Source organism: Salegentibacter maritimus, assembly GCF_016236975.1.
Lineage (GTDB): Bacteria > Bacteroidota > Bacteroidia > Flavobacteriales > Flavobacteriaceae > Salegentibacter > Salegentibacter maritimus.
Genome location: NZ_JAEHNY010000013.1, coordinates 38,693 through 58,725, shown reverse-complemented (window position 1 = coordinate 58,725; position 20,033 = coordinate 38,693). Strand labels below are relative to the sequence as shown.

At 33.9% G+C, this 20,033-nt stretch carries 28 protein-coding genes and 1 other RNA gene; 20 read left to right on the top strand and 9 right to left on the bottom strand.

Going from position 1 to position 20,033, the window contains the following annotated elements; genetic code table 11:
- The first annotated feature begins 25 nt into the window (after positions 1–25).
- Together I6U50_RS13615 and I6U50_RS13610 are read left to right on the top strand one after the other, a co-directional pair.
- On the top strand, positions 26–310 hold the full coding sequence (locus tag I6U50_RS13615; protein WP_198639252.1) for a hypothetical protein: 285 nt from the start codon (positions 26–28) through the stop codon (positions 308–310).
- A 32-nt stretch (positions 311–342) separates the two neighbouring features.
- The gene (locus I6U50_RS13610) at positions 343–1,107 is read left to right on the top strand and encodes an oxygenase MpaB family protein (RefSeq protein WP_198639251.1); all 765 of its coding nucleotides are present in this window, start codon (positions 343–345) and stop codon (positions 1,105–1,107) included.
- A gap of 54 nt (positions 1,108–1,161) precedes the next feature.
- On the opposite strand, the gene I6U50_RS13605 is transcribed toward I6U50_RS13610, so the two are convergent.
- On the bottom strand, positions 1,162–2,388 hold the full coding sequence (locus I6U50_RS13605; protein ID WP_198639250.1) for an NAD(P)-dependent oxidoreductase: 1,227 nt from the start codon (positions 2,386–2,388) through the stop codon (positions 1,162–1,164).
- A gap of 121 nt (positions 2,389–2,509) precedes the next feature.
- On the opposite strand from I6U50_RS13605, the gene ssrA reads away from it, so the two are divergent.
- Positions 2,510–2,912: a transfer-messenger RNA gene (ssrA, locus tag I6U50_RS13600) on the top strand.
- Between the two features lie 248 nt (positions 2,913–3,160).
- Positions 3,161–4,423: a site-specific integrase gene (locus I6U50_RS13595; RefSeq protein ID WP_198639249.1), complete on the top strand. Its 1,263-nt coding sequence runs from the start codon at positions 3,161–3,163 to the stop codon at positions 4,421–4,423.
- Positions 4,424–4,471: 48 nt separating this feature from the next.
- On the opposite strand, the gene I6U50_RS13590 is transcribed toward I6U50_RS13595, so the two are convergent.
- From I6U50_RS13590 to I6U50_RS13580, 3 genes are read right to left on the bottom strand one after another with little or no spacing between them, the layout of a single operon-like run.
- Entirely contained in the window at positions 4,472–4,879 is a 408-nt protein-coding gene (locus I6U50_RS13590; protein ID WP_198639248.1) for a hypothetical protein, read from the bottom strand.
- Between the two features lie 59 nt (positions 4,880–4,938).
- The gene (locus I6U50_RS13585) at positions 4,939–5,244 is read right to left on the bottom strand and encodes a type II toxin-antitoxin system PemK/MazF family toxin (RefSeq protein ID WP_198639247.1); all 306 of its coding nucleotides are present in this window, start codon (positions 5,242–5,244) and stop codon (positions 4,939–4,941) included.
- Complete coding sequence (locus I6U50_RS13580; protein ID WP_198639246.1) at positions 5,235–5,480, bottom strand: AbrB/MazE/SpoVT family DNA-binding domain-containing protein; 246 nt, start codon at positions 5,478–5,480, stop codon at positions 5,235–5,237. Before I6U50_RS13580 ends, I6U50_RS13585 begins: the two co-directional genes overlap by 10 nt.
- A 284-nt stretch (positions 5,481–5,764) precedes the next feature.
- On the opposite strand from I6U50_RS13580, the gene I6U50_RS13575 reads away from it, so the two are divergent.
- Together I6U50_RS13575 and I6U50_RS13570 are read left to right on the top strand one after the other, a co-directional pair.
- Positions 5,765–6,220, top strand: coding sequence for a helix-turn-helix domain-containing protein (locus tag I6U50_RS13575; RefSeq protein ID WP_198639245.1), 456 nt, complete (start codon positions 5,765–5,767; stop codon positions 6,218–6,220).
- Positions 6,210–6,773, top strand: coding sequence for a PIN domain-containing protein (locus I6U50_RS13570; protein WP_198639244.1), 564 nt, complete (start codon positions 6,210–6,212; stop codon positions 6,771–6,773). Before I6U50_RS13575 ends, I6U50_RS13570 begins: the two co-directional genes overlap by 11 nt.
- Before the next feature lie 104 nt (positions 6,774–6,877).
- On the opposite strand, the gene I6U50_RS13565 is transcribed toward I6U50_RS13570, so the two are convergent.
- Together I6U50_RS13565 and I6U50_RS13560 are read right to left on the bottom strand one after the other, a co-directional pair.
- A complete protein-coding gene (locus I6U50_RS13565; protein ID WP_198639243.1) occupies positions 6,878–7,246 on the bottom strand; it encodes a helix-turn-helix domain-containing protein in 369 nt (122 codons plus the stop codon).
- An 11-nt stretch (positions 7,247–7,257) separates the two neighbouring features.
- Entirely contained in the window at positions 7,258–7,554 is a 297-nt protein-coding gene (locus I6U50_RS13560) for a type II toxin-antitoxin system HigB family toxin (RefSeq protein ID WP_198639242.1), read from the bottom strand.
- 1,319 nt (positions 7,555–8,873) lie between these two features.
- Here I6U50_RS13560 and I6U50_RS13555 point away from each other — a divergent pair.
- Positions 8,874–9,230, top strand: coding sequence for a BfmA/BtgA family mobilization protein (locus I6U50_RS13555; RefSeq protein ID WP_198639241.1), 357 nt, complete (start codon positions 8,874–8,876; stop codon positions 9,228–9,230).
- A gap of 327 nt (positions 9,231–9,557) precedes the next feature.
- Here I6U50_RS13555 and I6U50_RS13550 read toward each other — a convergent pair whose 3' ends face one another.
- From I6U50_RS13550 to I6U50_RS13540, 3 genes are read right to left on the bottom strand one after another with little or no spacing between them, the layout of a single operon-like run.
- On the bottom strand, positions 9,558–10,214 hold the full coding sequence (locus I6U50_RS13550) for an ATPase (protein WP_198639240.1): 657 nt from the start codon (positions 10,212–10,214) through the stop codon (positions 9,558–9,560).
- Positions 10,198–10,905: a hypothetical protein gene (locus I6U50_RS13545; RefSeq protein WP_198639239.1), complete on the bottom strand. Its 708-nt coding sequence runs from the start codon at positions 10,903–10,905 to the stop codon at positions 10,198–10,200. Before I6U50_RS13545 ends, I6U50_RS13550 begins: the two co-directional genes overlap by 17 nt.
- 1 nt (position 10,906) lies before the next feature.
- Entirely contained in the window at positions 10,907–11,185 is a 279-nt protein-coding gene (locus I6U50_RS13540; protein WP_198639238.1) for a helix-turn-helix domain-containing protein, read from the bottom strand.
- Positions 11,186–11,704: 519 nt separating this feature from the next.
- On the opposite strand from I6U50_RS13540, the gene I6U50_RS13535 reads away from it, so the two are divergent.
- The 13 genes from I6U50_RS13535 (at position 11,705) to I6U50_RS13475 (ending at position 20,028) form a co-directional block, all read left to right on the top strand.
- The gene (locus tag I6U50_RS13535) at positions 11,705–11,920 is read left to right on the top strand and encodes a hypothetical protein (protein WP_198639237.1); all 216 of its coding nucleotides are present in this window, start codon (positions 11,705–11,707) and stop codon (positions 11,918–11,920) included.
- A 27-nt stretch (positions 11,921–11,947) separates the two neighbouring features.
- Positions 11,948–12,238 (top strand): hypothetical protein, encoded by a 291-nt coding sequence (locus I6U50_RS13530; RefSeq protein WP_198639236.1) that lies wholly within the window; start codon positions 11,948–11,950, stop codon positions 12,236–12,238.
- Positions 12,239–12,459: 221 nt separating this feature from the next.
- Positions 12,460–12,687, top strand: a complete 228-nt coding sequence (locus I6U50_RS13525) for an ATP synthase subunit B family protein (protein ID WP_198639235.1) — start codon at positions 12,460–12,462, stop codon at positions 12,685–12,687.
- 1 nt (position 12,688) lies between these two features.
- A complete protein-coding gene (locus I6U50_RS13520) occupies positions 12,689–13,177 on the top strand; it encodes a YqiA/YcfP family alpha/beta fold hydrolase (protein WP_198639234.1) in 489 nt (162 codons plus the stop codon).
- A gap of 86 nt (positions 13,178–13,263) precedes the next feature.
- Positions 13,264–14,160 carry a helix-turn-helix transcriptional regulator gene (locus I6U50_RS13515; protein ID WP_198639233.1) on the top strand — a complete coding sequence of 299 codons (897 nt, stop codon included), beginning with the start codon at positions 13,264–13,266 and terminating at the stop codon, positions 14,158–14,160.
- Positions 14,161–14,200: 40 nt separating this feature from the next.
- On the top strand, positions 14,201–14,638 hold the full coding sequence (locus I6U50_RS13510) for a hypothetical protein (protein ID WP_198639232.1): 438 nt from the start codon (positions 14,201–14,203) through the stop codon (positions 14,636–14,638).
- 121 nt (positions 14,639–14,759) lie between these two features.
- Positions 14,760–15,023 (top strand): hypothetical protein, encoded by a 264-nt coding sequence (locus tag I6U50_RS13505; RefSeq protein ID WP_232805946.1) that lies wholly within the window; start codon positions 14,760–14,762, stop codon positions 15,021–15,023.
- A 200-nt stretch (positions 15,024–15,223) separates the two neighbouring features.
- The gene (locus I6U50_RS13500; protein WP_198639230.1) at positions 15,224–16,264 is read left to right on the top strand and encodes a hypothetical protein; all 1,041 of its coding nucleotides are present in this window, start codon (positions 15,224–15,226) and stop codon (positions 16,262–16,264) included.
- Positions 16,265–16,278: 14 nt separating this feature from the next.
- Positions 16,279–16,656, top strand: coding sequence for a hypothetical protein (locus I6U50_RS13495; RefSeq protein WP_198639229.1), 378 nt, complete (start codon positions 16,279–16,281; stop codon positions 16,654–16,656).
- A gap of 443 nt (positions 16,657–17,099) precedes the next feature.
- The gene (locus I6U50_RS13490) at positions 17,100–17,429 is read left to right on the top strand and encodes a hypothetical protein (protein WP_198639228.1); all 330 of its coding nucleotides are present in this window, start codon (positions 17,100–17,102) and stop codon (positions 17,427–17,429) included.
- A 115-nt stretch (positions 17,430–17,544) separates the two neighbouring features.
- Positions 17,545–18,552, top strand: coding sequence for a hypothetical protein (locus I6U50_RS13485; protein WP_198639227.1), 1,008 nt, complete (start codon positions 17,545–17,547; stop codon positions 18,550–18,552).
- Between the two features lie 167 nt (positions 18,553–18,719).
- The gene (locus tag I6U50_RS13480) at positions 18,720–19,493 is read left to right on the top strand and encodes a BrxA family protein (protein WP_198639226.1); all 774 of its coding nucleotides are present in this window, start codon (positions 18,720–18,722) and stop codon (positions 19,491–19,493) included.
- On the top strand, positions 19,471–20,028 hold the full coding sequence (locus I6U50_RS13475; RefSeq protein WP_198639225.1) for a hypothetical protein: 558 nt from the start codon (positions 19,471–19,473) through the stop codon (positions 20,026–20,028). The genes I6U50_RS13480 and I6U50_RS13475 overlap by 23 nt, the downstream gene beginning before the upstream one ends.
- The last annotated feature ends 5 nt before the right edge of the window (positions 20,029–20,033 follow it).

The following is a 20,033-nucleotide window of genomic DNA, read 5'->3' as shown; positions in this document are numbered from 1 at the left end:
TAACTAATAATTAAAAACTTTTTTTATGAAAACTAACCGAATTCTAATTACTGTATTTATAGTGGGCGTCCTTTTATTAATTCCCTTTATCGCAATGCAGTTTAACAACGAAGTGGTTTGGACGGCTTCAGATTTTGTTATCATGGGCATTTTGCTACTGCTTACAGGCCTTGCAATTAATATGACTTTTGTAAAAGTTTCTGCCAGGCGAAACCGATTTATACTAAGTGCCATTATTCTTATTGTATTTCTATTAATTTGGGCAGAATTAGCTGTGGGTATTTTTGGAACTCCTTTTGCAGGCAGCTAAGGATCTGGTATAAAACATCCTGAAATCGAATAATGCAGTATTTTGTAGGGAAAAATTCTATTGTACGAGAAATTTGGGGTAAAAGCGACACAATTCTCTTAATTTTCGCCGGTGCCTCGGCCGAGTTTGCGCTTAATAAAGCGGTAGACTGGCTATATTCTACGGGCCGCTTACCCAATGACCCATTGGGAAGGCTTTTTTCTACGGTTTCTTATGCGCGTGAAATAGTTTTTGCTGAAAAAAGCGCGGCTTTTAAAGCTATAGATAGCATAAGTGAAATACATCAATTAGTTGAAACTAACAGGGGAAAACGCATTTCCGATTGGGCCTATCGCGATGTATTATTTATGTTAATAGATTATTCTATAAGATCTTTTGAAATCCTGGAACGCAAGCTTAAATATTTTGAAAAACAAGAAGTCTTTGATGTCTTTTTACGGCTTGGAAAACGAATGAATTTAGTAGATCTTCCTAAAGATTTTGAAGAGTTTGAAATTATGAGAAAAGATCATCTTCATCAAAACCTGCAATATAGTATCTACACCAAAGACCTTTATAAACAATACAGGCATCACTTGGGAATTGTTCGGTACAGGTTATTATTGGAAACACAAAGTCTTATCACTCCCAACAAGGTTTGTATATATTTACATTTGAAAAAAAATTCGCTGCTAAGCCCCGTACTTCCTATTTACAAAATTGGTAAAATTATATCCCTGGATGTTTTCTTTAAATGGCTTATTCTACCGGGCCCCTATAAACAAAAAATTAAATCTTTAGACTATAAAAATTTTTAAAACCTATTCAAATTAGAGAAAACATACTACTGAAAAATTCTTCAATTATAACTGTTAAGCATACTCGTTAGGTTTTAGTTTACCATCAACAAAATCCTGTAAATAGCTAAATCGAGGAGTTAATTTCCCATTTTGCGTAATACGTGCCCGTTGTAAAACAGCATTTTTATCATTATTAAAAAAAGCCGGGATTACATGTTCCATAAACATATCCCCAAAACCTTCACTGGCATCTTTTGGCAATTCACAAGGTAGATTATCTACCGCCATTACCAAAATACTGTCGTTTTCCCTAAAATCTGTTTCAATTTCATTCTTTGCATTATAACCATAAAAAGGCTCTGCAATGGTTGAAGGCCTAATAGTGCTGGCAATAGGCCCATTGATATCGCAAGAAATATCTGCTATATATTTTATACGAAAGTTTTTTGATTTTGCATCTTCCGCAGTAAAAAACACAGGCGCCCCATCTCCATAAAAATGTCCCGATATAAAGAAATCACTACACCTTGCGAAACGCATAAAATTAGACTCATAGCCAGAAGGATCTTTAAAAAATTCGGCTTGACTGCCTTTGGTTTCGTCCTTTCGCTTATTATAATCCAATACATCTATATTACAATACACCGGATCTTTTCCGTTGAACTCAAGAAAAGCATCTACCTCCAGTTCCCTGATTTTTAAATGATCTAAAACCTCTTTGGCTCCGCGAGCTACCTTTCCTGCGCCAGTTAATACTATCTTGATGGGCGGAACCTTGATATTATTCAATTCTGCCAACATGGCATCAAGATCTGTCAGGGATTCTACTTTGGGTAAAGTATATAAATTTTCCTTTAAGCCAATTCCTCTAAATCCATTATAAGTACCTACAAGCCCTGCATAGCGCCCAAAACCAATAAGCCTGTGTCCCTCCTGGTTTACCACTACTTCATGATCGTATAATTCTATATTATTAGTAAGAATTTCCCGAAGCAAATCGCGGTTATAGGCCTGTTTTTTAATGGTATGGGAAAAGAAAAAGTATTTTTTATTCGGAATTAGCGCCGGTAGCGGAACTTCTTTAACACCAAGCAACACATCACAATCTGAAACATCATCGGAAACTTCAAAACCCACGTTGCGATACTCCTGATCGCTAAACACCCGAATACTTGAACTTTGCACTTTAAAACTGGCTTCCGGAAACCTATTCACGACTTCTTTTAACTTGTTTGGCGAAAAAACAACTCGGCGATCTGGCGGTGTTTTTTCTTCTTTAATCAGTGCAAATTTTATCATTTCTGGTATGGGTTTTGTTCCTTTTGTATGTGTAATTCAAAGATATGAATTTAAAATTGTATCTTTGCAAGCCTTAAGTTTGGTTATACTTAAGTTTTAAATGACAATGTTCTTTACATATGGGGTCGACTTGGTTTTGACAGCGAGTCTAATTGAGTTGTAAGCACGTCGAGCGCTGGGATATAGCTCGTAAATCTCATATTTCACACTTTTTTAAACGGCGAAGATAACTACGCCTTGGCTGCGTAACCGAATTATAGTAGGTTTTGCTTAGTCCCTACAAGGTAGGGAGCCAAGATGTCCCGCGAAGGCCTTGATTTACGGCATTCGCACTAGGGGCACCGATAAAGTAAATATAGGAACTGCAGTGTCTTGATGCAGTTCTGAAATTTAATTGAGGATACGGAAGAAGTTAGGTAGTTTTCGGCCAGACTTTTTCCCGACAATTTAAGTGAAAACTAAGCGTGTAGAAGGCAATTTAATTGCTTGTTTGGACGAGGGTTCGAACCCCTCCGACTCCACTTATTACATTCCAAAATGTTTCAAAAACCCCGAAATCCTAGGATTTACGGGGTTTTTTGTTTTTAGGAATATCAAAATAACCTAAACAATATCAAAAATTATGTGTGCAATTCGGTGACCAATAATCATGGGGAAAATTGCACACTGGAAACACCCAAAACGCCTTTATATCAAATGTTTACGAAATATTAAAGTTTCTCAACCTATTATTTAATAGTGTACATTAATTGCTCAATTTAAACTCAAAATTATGGACACTTATCATCACGTATCATTTTACACTAGAAAAAGCCGTAGTAATAAATCATCAGAGAGTGATATTTACCTCCGAGTTACAGTTAATTCCAAGCGATCTGATATGAGTATAGGAAGAAAGGTTGACCCTCGAAAATGGAACGTACATTCTGAAAAAATGATGGGAAGAAGCCAGGAGGCTCAGGAATTAAATAATTATATGGATGTTTTAAAAAATAAACTAAAACGAATCCAACAAACTCTTTTAGAAAAGGATCAAAGAATTACAGCAACAACCTTGATAAGAGAACTTAAAGGAATTGGCAAAAACAAATCTAAAATGACCTTAGAGGTGTTTAAAGAGCATAACGAACAAATGGATCGCCTTTCCGGAAAAAGTATCTCTAAGAGCACCGCTAAGCGATATTGGACCTGTTATAATCATGTTGAGCAGTTTATTAATGAAGTGTATAAGGCCGGAGATTTTCGAATGAAAGATATTGACCACCAATTTATCACCAGGTTTGAATATTTTTTGAAAACTAGGCGAGAATGCAACCATAACTCTGCCTTGAAGTACGTCAATAATTTTAAAAAGATAATTCGTATTGCATTAGCTAATCAATGGATGGACAGGGATCCATTTTATAATTATAAGGTTCAATATGAAACCGTAGATCGGGAATTTCTAAATGAAGATGAAGTGAAAGCCCTGATAGAGAAGGATCTTCATTTTGAGCGTTTAAAAATTGCCAGGGATATGTTCGTTTTCAGTTGTCATACCGGTTTAGCTTATGGTGATTTAGAGAAACTCTCTGAAAAGGATATTATTAAAGGTATTGATGGTGGAAGATGGATAAGAACAAAAAGAAAGAAAACTAAATCTATAACCAGCGTCCCCTTACTTCCAATAGCTGAAGAGATTATTGAACGCTATAAAGATTATCCAAGAGTAAAAGACGCGGACTTAGTTCTTCCCGTCCCCAAAAATCAAAACTACAATGCTTTTTTAAAAGAGATTGCTGTGCTTTGTGGAATAAAAAAGACACTTACCACGCACCTGGCTCGTCATACATTCGCGACTACTATAACACTTTCCAATGGAGTGCCTATAGAGTCTGTTAGTAAAATGTTAGGCCATAAGGATCTGAGAACGACTCAACATTACGCAAAAATTGTGGATAGAAAAATTAGTGAAGATATGAAAGCGTTGAGAAAGATATTGGAAAACAAAGCATCTAAAGACCTAGGAAAAAACAACTCTAAGAAGAAAAAATAGAGTTTCATTTTTTCTTCTTAGCCGAAAGCTTTTACCATTTATGTGAACCTATTCTTCGTTAAAAAGATCATATACCTCCCTATTAAGGTCCGGAAAATAATTACCCAGGGCTCTCAAGGCTCTTTCCTGAATTTTACCGAAACTTTCTAATTCTAAATCTCCGCCAGCAATATCCCAATCTTCAAAGTAAAGAACCTGAGAGAGATAAGTATCATTTTCACCATAATACATAATAGTAACACGAGATCCACTAAAAGCTAATTGTAGAGAATAAAAAACGTTCTTAAAATAATCTGGAGTATAAATTTCAGGCATATCCAGGGAAATCATATTTGTTTCCGGGTCATAAGAAAGCCATGTTGGTAAATAAACTTTTCCCAGTCTAACATTAGAATTTAATTTATAGACCAGTACTATAAAATTAATATTTTTTAATTTAAAAGATTGATTTTTCAAGCAAAAGTACTTTGGTAACTCAATTCTTGGGGCATCAATACTTAATCCACAAATGTTTCTTATACTGCTTCTTTACATTTTCGAATCTCCAATTTGGTTAGAGAATCAAGGACTTTTACAATCCTTTGCTTGTCAATTGTCCTAATTTGGTCAATTGCTACCATTCCTTTTTTATTATTTATTTTTATCGTAATCATGGGCGGATATTTTTTGAGATTTGTAGTCAATGGAGCAACAACAATAGTTCTCAAATATTTATTCATTTCGTCTGGTGAAATAATCACACAAGGCCTGTTTTTCTTGATTTCACTTCCAATAATTAGATCAAGATTTACGAGAATAATAGAATACTGCTTTAGTTCCATTCGTCAAAATTTTCATCCTCAAAAACAGCATTCATCAAAGGTTCATCGTCATTATTATTTACCATTTCCTTGAATTTTTCTTCCCAGTTTTTTCTTGGAGATTCTATAGGTCGAATTATGATTTGCTCTTTTTCCAGGATAAGTTCCACTTTATCCTTAATGTGGTACTTTTCGAGAATTGTTTTGTTCAATCTTAGTCCTCTTGAGTTTCCAATTTTAATAATTGAAGCTTCCATAACTTTATTTTTTGTAAATACAAGGTTATTACTTTTAATTGGTTTATGAAATTAAGTTCGTGTTTTGAGATTATTAATGCCAACGGTCTATATTATAGCAAATTGTGGGAACGTAGCTTTGTCGGATTAGACTTGGTTTATTGGTGAATTTAATGGTTGTCTTACTAAAGGTGCTGTCTATTTGCGATGAATCGCTGGCTACAGTTATTTGTTAAATATTTTGTTTCATTTCGATTGTTTCGTTTATTTCGTTTAATTTTGTATTAAATCAATCAACTAAAGCAATGGAAGAATTAAAGAATATAAAAAGACCTTCTAAGGAAGAGCAATCTACAGCATTTGAATCTTATAATGCCTTAGAGGCAGTATTGAAGGATATCAAAGATAAATCTCCTGAAATTGAAATAGAAGAAACTAGAGAAAAATTTAGAATTCCTCTAAAAGCCTTGAAATTGTTGGCTAAAATTCTAAAAGCAATGGGTGATGGAAAACCAATTTCTATAGTCCCAATTGCTGCAGAAATGACAACTCAGGCAGCAGCAGAATTTCTAGGTTGTTCTAGACCTCATTTTGTGAAATTACTAGAGGAAGGAAAAATTCCATTTACGAAAATTGGTAAACATCGAAGAGTTAAGTTCGAGGATGTTTCTAATTATAAGGATCAAATGAAGAAAGAGCAGGAAGATCTAATTATTCAAATGATGAAGTCAGACGAGGAATCCGAATTATATGATTCATAGTGTTCGCTTTATATGTGTCCTGGACACCAATGTAATTTATCCTCTATTAATTAGAGATCTAATGTTTTGGTTTGCTTATTACGAATTATTTACTCCCAAATGGAGTCAGCATATTTTTGACGAATGGGATAGTGTAATGGAGAGAAAAGGTATTCCAGAAAAGGAAAGACTTAAACGGATCAATGTTGCTAATAGAGCATTCCCAGATGCGTTGGTTAATAATTATGAGCAACTAATAGAAAGTTTAAATTTACCTGATGAAAAAGATCGACACGTTTTGGCTGCAGCTATTAAAACCAATGCTAATATTGTTGTGACGGAAAATTTGAAAGACTTTCCTAAAGATTATTTAGCATCTTTTGGTTTAAGTGCCAAATCTAGTGATGATTTCTTAACTGATATAATTGATTTAAATCCTGAAAAAGCAGTTGAAGCTTTCAAGAAACTTGTTATGAATAGGACTAATCCTAACTTGGATGAATTTGAAATCCTTGATAGGTTAAGAGATCTTGGTTTAAAGGATACAGCAAATTATTTGCACGCTTGCCTATAATAACTGTGGCTAACGAACACGGTTAATAACAGTTGATATTCAGGTTTTGAATGAATTTACCTTTTCAATTACCAATTGTTTATTAACCGATGCTACCTCTATTTTTACTTGGAGAGCTTATAATTATTCACAAGTACTGAAGCAGAAATATGCAAAATCCGTTCTAATTCTCGAATCATATCTACTGTCAATCTTTTCTTTTTGTTTAAGATTTCCGAAACCCTGCTTTTTCCTCCAATAATACCGACTAAATCTTTTTGTTTAAGATTCATTTCTTCCATTCTTATTTTAATTGCTTCTATTGGATCTGGAGCTTCTATTGGATAATGTTGATTTTCGTAATTCTCGATTAAAAGTGATAGGATTTCTGCTTCGTCTCCTTCTTTTGAATTTGAGTCAGCATCAAAAATTACTTCCAATCTTTCTAAAGCTTGTTCGTAATCTTTTTCTGTTTTTATAGGTTTTATTTTCATAGTCTTTTGTTTTAAATCGTGTCCGAATTTACTTTATCATACTCGGCGTGCGTTCCCACAAATCGTATAAACGCCCATTGTCTGTCATAGTTGAATTTTACAATCAATCGATAGGAATTTCCTTTTATGTTGAAAACCACTCTGCTATCTTTTAGAATGCTTGCGTTTATGTACGTTTTTTTAATATCGTTTGGCGACTTCCAATTTGAAGATTTTGCCGTTTCATACCAGGTTTTCAAATATTGTTCGGAATCGGAATGCTTCTCCCAAAATTCACGTAAAGTTCTTTTGGCAATTATTCTTTTCATCGATTAAATTCTACGACAAATATAAATAAAAGTTCTCTATTTTAGAACTTTTACTGTCAGTTTTTCTTTTGTAAAAATAAAGGATAACTCGTTATATCACATTTAAATATTTTTTTAATAAGAAATATTATGGTAGACTTTAAAGAGGAATTTGATATTCTTTAGATATTTTTAAACTCCTGATAGGATATTATGTAGTTTTAGCAAAACTAAAAATACTCTTTTCCAAACAGTGATTAAAGAAAACCTCTTAATCAAATCCCGTTTCATTGCAGAGAAATTAGAAGTTGGAATTTTAAGATGGCAATTAAAGTGTGGAATCTAGCGCAGAATTTAATATCCTTTCAGCCCATTCCCACTACATTTCGCAAAAGCTTCATTCCGGGAAAAGCGCTTCTCTACAAAGTTCTTGGACACCATCAAAAAAATTGCGACTTCTATTACGCTAACCGATGAAAAATCGGAACGCTTCATTACAGTTCGAAATTTTTCGATGAAGTCCGCTAAATGGGATTTCATATTTAATTTAATTCCACTTCCTGCTCCTTTCGTATTCTTTCATTTACTTTTCTAAAGTTCTCCCAGCATTCACTGTTACTACCTTTTTCTGTAATGCAAAAAACCAAGATTTAGAAGTTAGTCCAGACTGCATAAAGCCGGTTCCTATGCTCCCTTTTTATAAGTCCTCCCTAATTCTAAATCTTGAAAATGGATTAGCATCAGAAAAAGGTAACAGTGAAGGCGCTACGGGAAGTAAATCGAATAACGGAAAAATGAAATCATGCAAAAATCCACAAAAAGGAAGCGGAATTAAAAAATCAAAAAAGGAAAACGCTCAGGATACAATAAGTAAATCAATTAAAATCAGATATATATAGCTTTAAATTCTGCCCGACTATTTCAGTTTTCCGGATGATGGGATTTTATAAAAAAAATAATAAGATTTTAAAAACGGATTATGATGCTCATGATCCGTTTTTCATTTTACGAAATTCCCAATTATTTGGTCATTTTTCTATAGTAAACTTCAAAGATTTTATTTTCAAATCATAAAAAACAAGATTCAGTTTCTAAGCATTTAAAAGGCTATTAAATTCATTTTAATAGTCTAATTTTTTGTCCCTGCGGGACGAAAAGGTAGAGCAAGAGGGTAACGGGCAGAGCCCCGTTAAGAACTACCTTTTACCCATTAAAATATTGATTTCCAATTGTTTGAAAAATTTACTGAATATTATAAAAATAGGAATTTACTGGTTTTGGCCTCTAAACCCCAATAAAATGGTTTAAAAAACCAGTAAACCTTAAATAATGACTGAATTATGAAGGAGGTTAAGAACATCACATTCGAAAAGAAAACGGCCGAACGCTTTCAGCAATTTTCCAGAATACATTACAAAACACACTCTGAAGCTTTGGCCGGAATGCTGGATTTTTTCTTCTACAATGAAATCTCTCCAAAAGAAAATTTCGGCCCCACCGGAAGGAGAATTGAAAATATTATCAAGAAAAGAATTAATGCAGTGATCGCAATAACCAGAGATATGGAAAAGAATAAAGTAAACCCTACTTTATCAATTTTGCAATCTTTGATGGAAGCAGCAGATCCCAAAAATAGTTATGAAAATCGATTAAGAGATTATGAGCAAGATGACACTCATCCCGACTTTTATAAATAAGATGTTATATTATCATCTCTCCATAGAAAATCTTATTCTGGGTATAAAAGATAGAATGAGGAGCTTTTCTTTAATCAGAAAGAAGAGGAAGTTTCTCAGGTAAAGGTTATAAAGGAAATAGATACCAACCAATACCGCTAAAATTGGAAAAAGAAGGAATTTTACTCCTATTTGAACTATTTTGATCTCAAATAAAAATGAAAATTCGATTTTTTAATAGCCCTAAAGTCAGGTGAAATTATAGGAGTTAAAACGTCAAATTGGTAATTTGGCAGTGGTTAAAATGAGGGTTTTGTTATTTAACCCTAATTGAAATTACGATTTCGACTATTTTCTCTTATCCCCTGTGTTTTCATCAAAAGAGACCAAATTAAATAGTTGACGCATTCTGCTTTTTACTCTGGTTCCATAGCGCTCTTCAAGTTCATCGGAATCTAAATTTGTTGTAGCATGAGTCCTTATTTTATGATTAAGAAATAATTCATAGCGGGAAAGTAGAATTTCTCCCATCACATTGCAATCCTTTCCATAAAACCTTCCTGCCGGTTCAACACCAAGATCATCAAAGCATATATAACTGCTATTCCCGTAATCTTCAATTGTTTTATACCCCAGGTGGTGAAAAGCAAAAGCGATATTTCTGCAGGGTATCACCTGATATTCTTTTTGGTGTGGCACCAGGTAGCGTAACAACTTAAGAAAACTCGTTTTTCCACAACCCACGGGCCCGGTTAGTAAAATTCCTTTTGCAGGATCAAGATCAAATTTTGAGCATTTATCCTTATCTGCAATGATGTAATTACAGAGTTTGAAAAGTAATTTTTCATCTTTTTTGTAAAGCTGAAATTCTTTTCCAAAAAGAATTTTTCCTTTTACCTGGAGATATTCAAGCATTAATGGAAAATCATAAAATACTTCTTTTCCTCTAAATTTCCCGATCTTGTAGACTACTCCGCCTTCTATTATTTCACAAGGGTTTTCCATAGTTCTTTTCTTTTTTAATTTTTAAATAATCAGGGTTCTTCAATTTTAAATCTTGCTGAATCTCTTTTGACTTTTTCATCCACCGGTGTGCTAAAGCCTGCCAGTTTACAACCGGAGTATTCCGATTTATTTTCCAACCTACAGCTTCATAGTGCAGATAGAATTTGGAAGCTTCATTAGCCGGCCAGCCTTTTTCATTAAAATATTTTAAAACTTCAAATTCACTTTTTGGCCAATAAGTTTTATTCTGTTTAATATGTTTAATATTGTTTGTTTCATATACCGGAGCTATTTCGTTACTCTTACCGGACTCTTCTGCAACCTGTTCTAAAAAAGTCTCAAACTTATCCGGGTCTTTTACGCTACAAATTGAATACTCATCTTCTGCTTGTTCCTCTCTAGTCCAAAAAATGGACATCTTAACCTGGCTGCCTTTTAAGGGGTTCTTAGAAGGCAAATACAAAATGTAATTCCAATCACTTAATTCCCTAATACATTTATGGTAGGTTGAAAGCGAACCAACCTTTGAAGCTTCCATAATTTCCTGCCTTTGTATATAGAATTGCTTACAGAACCTAAAAACATTCCAATACTGAAATAAAGCATAGTAAATGCTCACGTGTGAGGGATTTAAACGGCTATCTTTATTAAATCGATAAAAAACCTCGGTAAGGTGCTTTATGTAGTTCATATTAATCAATATTATCTATCTTATACTTTTCCATAACTCGTTGTACATCTTCCCAATCATAAAAGACTGTACCGCCAATTTTTGTGTAAGGCAGATTTCCATTTATTCTTATATTCTGTAAAGTTCCCCAACTTATATCCAGTAGTTTTCTCACTTCAGAAGATTTCAAATACCTTTTATGGATTCCGGTTGAATGCTCTCTAAGCAATTTCTTAAGCTCCTCAAATAACTCAAGCTTAAAATTCATTAGATCATCGGTAGTAATTATTTCTTTTGGCATTTTTAAAATGGTTTTAGTTTAAAATCCCACCGATGGTTATACTTTTTACACAGTGGGATTTTGTTGATTTGACTTCTAGGCAAATTTGAGCAGGTTTAGGTAATTAATTTCACTATGTCCACCGGACTACGAGAAAATTTAACATTGCCTATAAACTGCAATATTTGGGTGTTTTACCCCGGAAAACAGAAGGGTATAAATTGAAAAAGTAAATGAAAATGGGTAGAATATTAGTTTTCGGAGTTACGTTCACCTACCGAAAATTATAGCTCATTTTCACGGTTCACTTTTTGCAGAAAATTTCAGGTTATTTCGTCCAGGAATTTTGTAATTCTAACTTTCCCACCCTTAATTTCTGAAAGCTTCTTATAGCAATTACCCAGCTTGATTAAAGACTACCTCAGACAGGGAAATGATATTTACAATGCCATATTTTATAGCTCATTAGGATAAAAATAAATAAGAAAATGTCATATTTTGTCGTTATCTGAGTATATTATTGCGGTACAAAATAAAGCGATGAGAACATTGGAAATAACGCTTACCGAAGAGCAATACCAACATATACAGGAAGAGATTAAATATGGGGGCAGGACAATGCTTCAGGAAGAAACCATGGGCGGATTTGAAATTACGCTTCACGTTGGCGTACCGAATATCTATACTTATCTCGAAATGAATTATATCAATAAGATCGACCTGGGAGAAGTGGAATGGAGTTTTCGTAAAAATTAATCATCTTAAACCTCTAAATAAAAAGCGATGACAGCATACAGAGAGAAAATAATTCTTACTTACAGGCATCTACTTAAGGTGCACGAGGAACTTCAAACCAGGATTATCAATGTAGGAATGACCGGAGAATACTCTGAAATGAATACAGTTTTCAAGCCCGGCGACACCTATAAATTTGATCTTGAACAATTTCGCGGAACGGAAGATTTAAATCTGAAGAAATTATTGAACTTCTTCGATGAGCTTGAAAAGCTAATGAACTCCCTTGCAAATATTAACAGGATTACCGAAGAGGAGCTTGGCGATGAAGTCTTATAAACGAAAACCTGAAAATATAAAAAGTAGCTTTTAAGAACTAGTTTTATATGAACAACTACCCCAACTTTTCGTAATAAAAATAGATGCAACCCATAAAAAATGAGCGCATAATCTAAGGTTTAATTAAAAATAGGCGCACTGCTAAAGGGAAAATTAAATCATTTTACAGCGACATATTTTGTCGTGATAAATTCTTTAATTTGTGATATACAATCGAGATAATGAGTAGATCCAAAAGAAAAACACCCATACTTCCCAATTGTACTGCTACTTCCGAAAAATCCGAAAAGCAAAAAGCCAATCGCAAATTAAGAAGAATCGTAAAAGAAAAATTAGCAGTTCCAGATGGAGAGCTTCCGCAGAAAAAAGAAATTTCGGATATCTGGAATTGGGGAAAAGACGGTAAATCTTATAGAGCTGATCTAACCAATATAGAAAAAACCAAGTAATATGTATATACTTTACCTGCACGGACTCCATAGTAAATTAAGTGACGAAAAAAGAGAAGTACTGGAACAATACGGCCAGGTTTTAGCACCTGATATAGATTATTCAGATAAACATTTGCAACCCGATCTTATCCTAAAACAATTCCCGAATACGGAATTCAATGTGGTTATGGGAAGTAGTATGGGCGCATTAAATGCTTATGCTATTTCAGAAATTATAGGCAGGCCGGCTTTATTGTTTAATCCGCCATTAATTAAATACCGGGAAACAGAATTCAGCTATAAATTTACTCGCGGACTATCTACGAAACAGATATTACTGGGAGGAAGTGACGATGTGGTGAACGCAGCCGAAACCCTAAACTTTTTAGGACAAAACTTGCAGAAATCAGTACTGAATATCAAAGTGCTACCGCAATTAGGTCATCAAATTCCTATAGATATTTTTACTGATCAGGTTAAAAAATTCTTTAAGGATATTTGTGCTTAAACCTGGTACTTCAGTTCGAATAATCCCGATGGCATCAGGATTCTATCGAGAACAATTTTTGAACTACAATTAATAACAAAAAAACTATGTCTTTACGTCAAACTATAAAACGCCATTATAAAATTATCTCTCTGCTTAGGTTACGTCCTATGAGTTATGAGGAAGTTCAGGATGAAATGATGAATGATCCAGATTCTATTGAAGAAAAGCTATTAACTTCTCAACGTACTTTTCAAAGAGATCTCGAAGATATTGAGTCTATACATAACATTGTAATAAAATGTAATCGAAGTACTAATAAATATTACATTAACGAGGATGTTGAAGAAACGCATTCCCAAAGATTACGAGAAAATTTTGATCTTTTAAATGCCATAAGACTTTCAAAGAGTTTTGGAAACCAACTTATTTTTGAAGAAAGAAAACCCCTGGGCACTCATCATTTAGCGGGTTTATTACACGCCAGTCAGAATTTTTTAGAAGTAGAGTTTGAATATTATAAATTTTGGGATACTTCAATTAGTAATCGCAGGGTAAAACCCATTGCGCTTAAAGAAGCCCGGAACCGTTGGTACCTTATTGCAGAAGATACCAAAGACGATATTATTAAAAACTTTTCGCTCGATCGAATTAAAAACCTGGAAATTACCAAAGACAAGTTTAAGCCAATTGAATACCAGGCGTACGAAGAATTCAAAGATAGCTTCGGAATAATAAACGGTACAGAAGAAGAGCCGGTTAAAGTTATCCTATCGTTTACACCCAGGGAAGGCAGGTATGTAGAATCACTTCCACTACACCATAGTCAAGAGTTGCTTCTGAGTAATATTGATGAGATCAGGTTTAGTTATTTTATTCGTCCTACCTACGATTTTAGAATGGAAATACTCTCCTATGGCGACCAGGTAAAAGTAGTAGAACCGGAAAGCCTAAAATCGGAAATCAAAAAGGAATTAAAACGTTGTATAGGCAATTATGAATAGATTTTTCAAACTCTTCACTCTCAAAAAGATTAGCTTTCAAATGACTATCAAACAACTTGCCCATATCCTTTTCTTCAGTTGCCTCGTGAATGGAACTGTTTTGGCTCAGGCGGTAAAAGAAGAGAATAAATATGGAGAGCAGCTCTATTTCATTGACGGCAATACGCTTAAGCAAAAAAATAAATATGGAGAGGAGCTATTCTACTGGAACAGCGAAGAAATTAAACTAAAGAATAAATACGGTAAAAGCCTTTATTATTTGGATGGCAATACAGTAAAGCTGGAGAATAAATATGGTAATCGCTTATATGAGTTTGATGGGTATTACATCCGGTACCGTGATAAGTACGGGCCAAAGATCTGGTATTTAGATGGCCGGGTTCTAAAACGAAAAGATAAGTATGGCGAACCGGTATATTATTTTGAAGGGATTCCTGATAGATGGGTATTAGTGGCTTTGCTGGATCTTTCAAAATAAATGTATTTATATCATCATGAGAAATGCCTGGGCTAAAAATAGATAAACTAAAAATAGCATGACAGAAATTATTTTAGATCGTGAATTCGAAAATTTTTATTGTCCAGTTACGGGTGAAACTGTGCTGCATCCAGAAGGATACTACACTCCTCCCAGCCTGCTCTTTATTTACGTAGAAGAGATCCAGGACTTTGAATACTGTAGTGAGAAATTGAAAGAAAAATTTCCTTTACACTTTAATGAGAACGGGGAAACAATTAACGGAGAATTCTTATACAAAACGATGAAGAGACACCTTCGCTGGGTGCAAGACAAACTTCTAATCACTTATGGAACTATGGAATCAGCTACCTTATGCTTTGATTTGGGATATTCCAACAATTGAATTTACAAAAATCGGCCATTATTTAAAAGACGACACACCTTGTCGTGTTCTCCATTTATATTTGTTTCAGCAAAAAAGGCAAAAGCTTATGATGATTTGATTTTCTCACCGGGAATGATTGTTTTGATTAATTTGATTTGTCAACTAATACCCACTGCTCCCGGGGTGGGTATTTTATTATCCTCATCTAAACTATAAATATGGATCAGCTCTCAGACCAAAACCATCTAATTGAATTTAAAAAATTAGGAGTACGTACCGACAAAAAGATAGAAGTAATGTATTCAGACCTTTATCGTATCACTGAGAATATTTTTCATACCGAATGTTTGCTCCGTGAAGGATATGAAGCTGAAGATTTTTTCCAGGATCCAAAATTCAATGATCTTCGAGAACTCAAAAAGCATCTTGAAAGGGTGATGGAATGGATGTTCCCTAAAGGCCTTCCCGAGTGGCCAAAACGCTGCCAAAATAGCTATGAGCGATTCCGGAATCCTTACCTCAGCGTTGATCTAGGTTCTAGATGGAATGGAATTCATTCCTCAGAACTACTTATCGCAGCTTTTAATATCCGTTGTGGAAAACCGGGAGAACAATTCAGGAAAGATAGGAAATACATTCTGGAAGAACTGGAGAAGAAGCACTACTGCCTGTCTAATTTAAAAGATTATCGCAATAAAGATTCTGTTTTAATCCCTCCTATAGGCATAGCAGTTATGGAGCAAAAGATCTATTTTCCAAATGCGGGGAAAGTTTATGCAGATGGAGTTTATAACGAAGTAGCTGCCTTTGAGATTTGGAAAGAAAAATATCAAAGAAAATTTAGAAATTTTACTAATAACCAGCTTCAGGCATTTTATAATAACCGGGTAGGAAGAGATAGTAATAGCGTTGTATGGGAAGGGATCATCCAGGCATTACAAAACGAATTCCAAAACCGGGAGATAGATATTTCTTCTATAACTACTGAAGAAAAACTTTCTATGAATAAATGCGCGATGCTAGTCAGCGAAAAACTACATAGTATAGAAGAGCTTCCTACTAAGATTATAGAACAAATGATCATGCTTCACGGCCAGGAAAGAGATCGTGGAAAAAGTATTGTGAGTGACTGTAAAATTAAAGAGGGAAATATCTATTATTTGTCAAACTACTCTGATGCATTTATAAATGGGAATCATCTTTTAAGCTTCTTCTCAGACTATTTAATAGGTTCTCCAAGGGCAAAGTTCAGGCTTTAATAAATTTATAAATAATGGAGAATCCAGAGGAATACAGAAAGTTTAGCCAGCCATTCGAGTTGCTCAAAATAGATGTTAAGAATAAAACTATAACCCAGTTATATCAAGAGCTGAATTTTAGAGCGAGGGAAGAATACCTGGAGCATTGTTATAGAAGTAAAAAGAGTTATAACCGGGTAATGTTTACCCAAAGTATTTTCTATAAAAGATTTATTTTTCTAAAGGTACATTTACGTGACCTGAGTTATTGGCTTTATGGAAATAGTGAATCTATGCCCGCGGAATTACTTAGTGCGATGAAAGCAGCACCAGATTATCATAATCCCTGGGGAATCAATACTAGAAAAAATATGTTTAAAAACCTGAAATTTTCAGAAAGGAAAAAGAAGTGAAAAAATCTTGCAGATGAACATAAGGGAGCCCTATATCAACATTGTGAGAACCTGCCCTCCTATTTTTAAGTGTGGTTAACAAATTTAAAGAAGGTGATTTTAAGTGAGGATATGCATCAGCTGATCAAACCAGAATCAAGCTAGATAAATTGGAGTAATACTGAACCTCTTTCATTACTACAGCAATATTGAAGAAATTGTGGTAATTTATTAACATAAAATTATGCTTTGTGAGAGAAAACTTATATTTTTGGAAGGTGCTCAAAATAGAGGTTCTTCTTTTGCCCCTACACGAAAGAAATTTCAGTAACTTAACCAACTAAATATGAGAAATTCATTTCCAGGGGAATCACCTACCATAAATTTTCAATTTTCTTTTTTAAAAGTACAGAGTTAAATACTCGTTCACAGAACCATCTCTATAATTAATTAGAAACGCAACTATGACCGAAGTTAATTTAAAAACTGAATTAGAAAACCTTTATTGTCCTGTAACCGGGCAACAGGTACTAGATCCAGAACAGTTCCAACCATCCCCTGCAATGGTATTTTTGTTCTTACATTCTTATAGGTATTTTGAACACTTACAAGAGGATCTAAAGGAAAAATTCTCTAAAGAATTTAAAGACGAAAACAAACACGGAAAACTATACCTCAAATTAACGGAAGAAGTGCTAAAGGATGAACCAAATCACCTGTGGTTCACCCACGGTGGGCCGCCTTTTGGCTATGTGAGTATGTGCTTTGATATGGGGTATAAAAATGCAGAATAAGATGAGGAGGCACATCCTTTTTTTGGATATAACTAGCTTTTCTGAAGAAGATAATTGAACAGCGAATTAAATTTTAAAAACCTCGCTTAAAATCAGTTAATAAAAATTATAATAGATGACAAGTCCCTTTCTTAATTTCAGCTTCACAGAATGCAGAAAAAAAAATATTGAAGAAAATAGAGAAACTATCACACCGGAAGTACAAGCAATTTCCAGTCTTATGAATTTAACCGGAGTTTCCAGGCTATTTAAAAAAGAAGATATTTATGAGTTAGTGAAAAGAGCACAATTAGTATTTCCCGAACGAGATCTAGCAATCGACTTTTTCGATGAAGATGTTTTAATTCAATTTTTATATGAAAGTGAAGTATATAATTTAGATCTCGACTTCCTTATTTCCTACATAGGTTTTGAAGTGGCTGATGTAAATACTAACCAAACTCCATTCGACTCTTGGGCCATAAACATCCCTTATTACAAACAAATAGCAGGAATAATAGCCATAGTGGGTGGTACTTTAAATCTCGACACCTCAAGATCAAATGTTTCCGGTCAAAAAAACAATTTTACAATAGATTTTGGCAATGCTCCGGATGATATTGATTTTACTCACGAGCACTTGAAAAAAGCCGAAACTTTCGCTTCAGCTATATTAAATCGAATTCCTGATGGTGCTTTTGAAAGACTCGAGAGAGAATTTCCAAACAAATTTTTGGAACTCGAGATGCGGAATGCACCTTTTAAAGAACCCATTTTTGACTTTGAAGCTTTACCAAAAGAAAAACAGGAAATACTTTGGATGCATTTCTGGCCCAATATGGAATATTTTAACGATCTAGATCAAAGAGATCATGATCTACGCCTAATTTATCTTGCCTGGTTATGGGCAAATGGTTTTGTCATTGATAAAGATCTCAACTCTGTTCACATTGATTTTAGAATAAAAAATTTTGATCCCGAAGAAATTTCAGAAGGAGAAGATGGAAACAACGAATTACTTAATCTCAATATGCTGTACAACCTAGATGAATTATTTCCATTATTAGAAGATCCGGAAGTAAAGAAACTTTCCCATAGACCTTGGGAAAATTTGGATATTTATAGCAGGCAAAAAAGTGTTTAGATGGAAAAATTTGAGGTGAAGCAAATTATTATAAAAGCTTTTTCTTCTTTAAGAAAATCTTTAGATTTACGATCCCGTGAATAACGGTCTACCCTACATCCAGATTTTAGACTCCGAATATACCTAAAGGGTATTCATGGAGATTTGAAATTGCATTAATCGATTAAATGTATAATACTGATATCAATATTCTGGGAGGAGTTCCAAATTACGACTTGATTTATAAAGCTTTGCCACATTTAATTGAGGGTAAAGAAGAGGTGCAGACTGCATTGATTGACAATAATGAATTCGATTTTAGAACAGAAAGATCAAGAATCCGATTTTTTACTCTTTTAAAATCTGCCTTTATAAGTGAAAATCCAGATGTAAATAATTGGTCTTCAGAATTAATTCAGTTTTTGAAGAATGATGAAAAATCACAGGCTTTGGTCATATTTTGGCTATTCAGTTTGAATAATAAACTTTTCTTTGATTTGAATAGAGATGTATATTTTAACTATTACTACCAGGGAAGAACTGAATTGCCTAAAGCGGATGTAGTTGCATATCTAAAGGATAAACTAGCTACTAATTCCGAGCTAAAAGAAAAATGGTCTGAGAATACAATAAATACCGTTGCTTATAAATATCTATCGGTATTAAAAAAAATGCATTTGCTTGAAGGCTCTAGGAAGAAAACCTTCCATCTGGTTAGAATAAACGATGAAATGCTTGCTGCATTTATACATCTTCTAGATATTAAAAAGCCTTACTTTTCCAATGCTTTAGAGGATGATTTTCTCCAGTTTTCTTTTGTTCCGAACGAAAATATTATCTCGAGATTAAAGAAAATTGGTAAAAAGGATTGGATTAAAATAAATCAAACAGGAACCTCATTAAAATTAGAAGGATTTTATGAACCAAATCAACTTATAGATGGCATATTTAGACGAGCATAAAGCTAAATTCCAGAATCTTATTAATAGCTTGGAAAACAAGCAAAGGGTACAGTTGAAAAGAGAAGCTAATGGAGGTAATAGTATTCTGTTTGCATACAATCCACACGAAGAAAACCTTTACCTGGAAAAGGCTAAACAAGAGCTAGATGATTCCCGATTTCAGATTATTGATATTTCCCGTTTATTGATCAAATTTATTGATTTAGATGGATGGGAAGAATTCGAGAGCTACTATAAAGAATTTTCAGATACTCCTCATGTAATATTTAAATCTGATGATGAAGAAACTGATTTAATGGATTTAATTCTTGCTGAAATTAAATCGGCAGATACAGATGGTCTTATCCCTGTTTTAATACGAACCGGAGCCTTATATGGAACCGGAATAGAGAATGTAAATATCATGGAGCATAAAGAGGTTATGAGTCTTAAAAATCCACTAGTTCTTTTCTATCCTGCAAAAGTTGAAGATGATAATCTGTTTTTCCTAAATTTTAAACCTGCATCGAGGTATAGATGTACAGTAATTGAATAATTTGT

Coding starts and splice junctions, on each gene's coding strand:
- I6U50_RS13615 (WP_198639252.1), top strand. CDS start 26: ATGAAAACTAACCGAATTCTAATTACTGTATTTATAGTGGGCGTCCTT.
- I6U50_RS13610 (WP_198639251.1), top strand. CDS start 343: ATGCAGTATTTTGTAGGGAAAAATTCTATTGTACGAGAAATTTGGGGT.
- I6U50_RS13605 (WP_198639250.1), bottom strand. CDS start 2,388: ATGATAAAATTTGCACTGATTAAAGAAGAAAAAACACCGCCAGATCGC.
- I6U50_RS13595 (WP_198639249.1), top strand. CDS start 3,161: ATGGACACTTATCATCACGTATCATTTTACACTAGAAAAAGCCGTAGT.
- I6U50_RS13585 (WP_198639247.1), bottom strand. CDS start 5,244: ATGGAACTAAAGCAGTATTCTATTATTCTCGTAAATCTTGATCTAATT.
- I6U50_RS13580 (WP_198639246.1), bottom strand. CDS start 5,480: ATGGAAGCTTCAATTATTAAAATTGGAAACTCAAGAGGACTAAGATTG.
- I6U50_RS13575 (WP_198639245.1), top strand. CDS start 5,765: ATGGAAGAATTAAAGAATATAAAAAGACCTTCTAAGGAAGAGCAATCT.
- I6U50_RS13570 (WP_198639244.1), top strand. CDS start 6,210: ATGATTCATAGTGTTCGCTTTATATGTGTCCTGGACACCAATGTAATT.
- I6U50_RS13565 (WP_198639243.1), bottom strand. CDS start 7,246: ATGAAAATAAAACCTATAAAAACAGAAAAAGATTACGAACAAGCTTTA.
- I6U50_RS13560 (WP_198639242.1), bottom strand. CDS start 7,554: ATGAAAAGAATAATTGCCAAAAGAACTTTACGTGAATTTTGGGAGAAG.
- I6U50_RS13555 (WP_198639241.1), top strand. CDS start 8,874: ATGAAGGAGGTTAAGAACATCACATTCGAAAAGAAAACGGCCGAACGC.
- I6U50_RS13550 (WP_198639240.1), bottom strand. CDS start 10,214: ATGGAAAACCCTTGTGAAATAATAGAAGGCGGAGTAGTCTACAAGATC.
- I6U50_RS13545 (WP_198639239.1), bottom strand. CDS start 10,905: ATGAACTACATAAAGCACCTTACCGAGGTTTTTTATCGATTTAATAAA.
- I6U50_RS13540 (WP_198639238.1), bottom strand. CDS start 11,185: ATGCCAAAAGAAATAATTACTACCGATGATCTAATGAATTTTAAGCTT.
- I6U50_RS13535 (WP_198639237.1), top strand. CDS start 11,705: ATGAGAACATTGGAAATAACGCTTACCGAAGAGCAATACCAACATATA.
- I6U50_RS13530 (WP_198639236.1), top strand. CDS start 11,948: ATGACAGCATACAGAGAGAAAATAATTCTTACTTACAGGCATCTACTT.
- I6U50_RS13525 (WP_198639235.1), top strand. CDS start 12,460: ATGAGTAGATCCAAAAGAAAAACACCCATACTTCCCAATTGTACTGCT.
- I6U50_RS13520 (WP_198639234.1), top strand. CDS start 12,689: ATGTATATACTTTACCTGCACGGACTCCATAGTAAATTAAGTGACGAA.
- I6U50_RS13515 (WP_198639233.1), top strand. CDS start 13,264: ATGTCTTTACGTCAAACTATAAAACGCCATTATAAAATTATCTCTCTG.
- I6U50_RS13510 (WP_198639232.1), top strand. CDS start 14,201: ATGACTATCAAACAACTTGCCCATATCCTTTTCTTCAGTTGCCTCGTG.
- I6U50_RS13500 (WP_198639230.1), top strand. CDS start 15,224: ATGGATCAGCTCTCAGACCAAAACCATCTAATTGAATTTAAAAAATTA.
- I6U50_RS13495 (WP_198639229.1), top strand. CDS start 16,279: ATGGAGAATCCAGAGGAATACAGAAAGTTTAGCCAGCCATTCGAGTTG.
- I6U50_RS13490 (WP_198639228.1), top strand. CDS start 17,100: ATGACCGAAGTTAATTTAAAAACTGAATTAGAAAACCTTTATTGTCCT.
- I6U50_RS13485 (WP_198639227.1), top strand. CDS start 17,545: ATGACAAGTCCCTTTCTTAATTTCAGCTTCACAGAATGCAGAAAAAAA.
- I6U50_RS13480 (WP_198639226.1), top strand. CDS start 18,720: ATGTATAATACTGATATCAATATTCTGGGAGGAGTTCCAAATTACGAC.
- I6U50_RS13475 (WP_198639225.1), top strand. CDS start 19,471: ATGGCATATTTAGACGAGCATAAAGCTAAATTCCAGAATCTTATTAAT.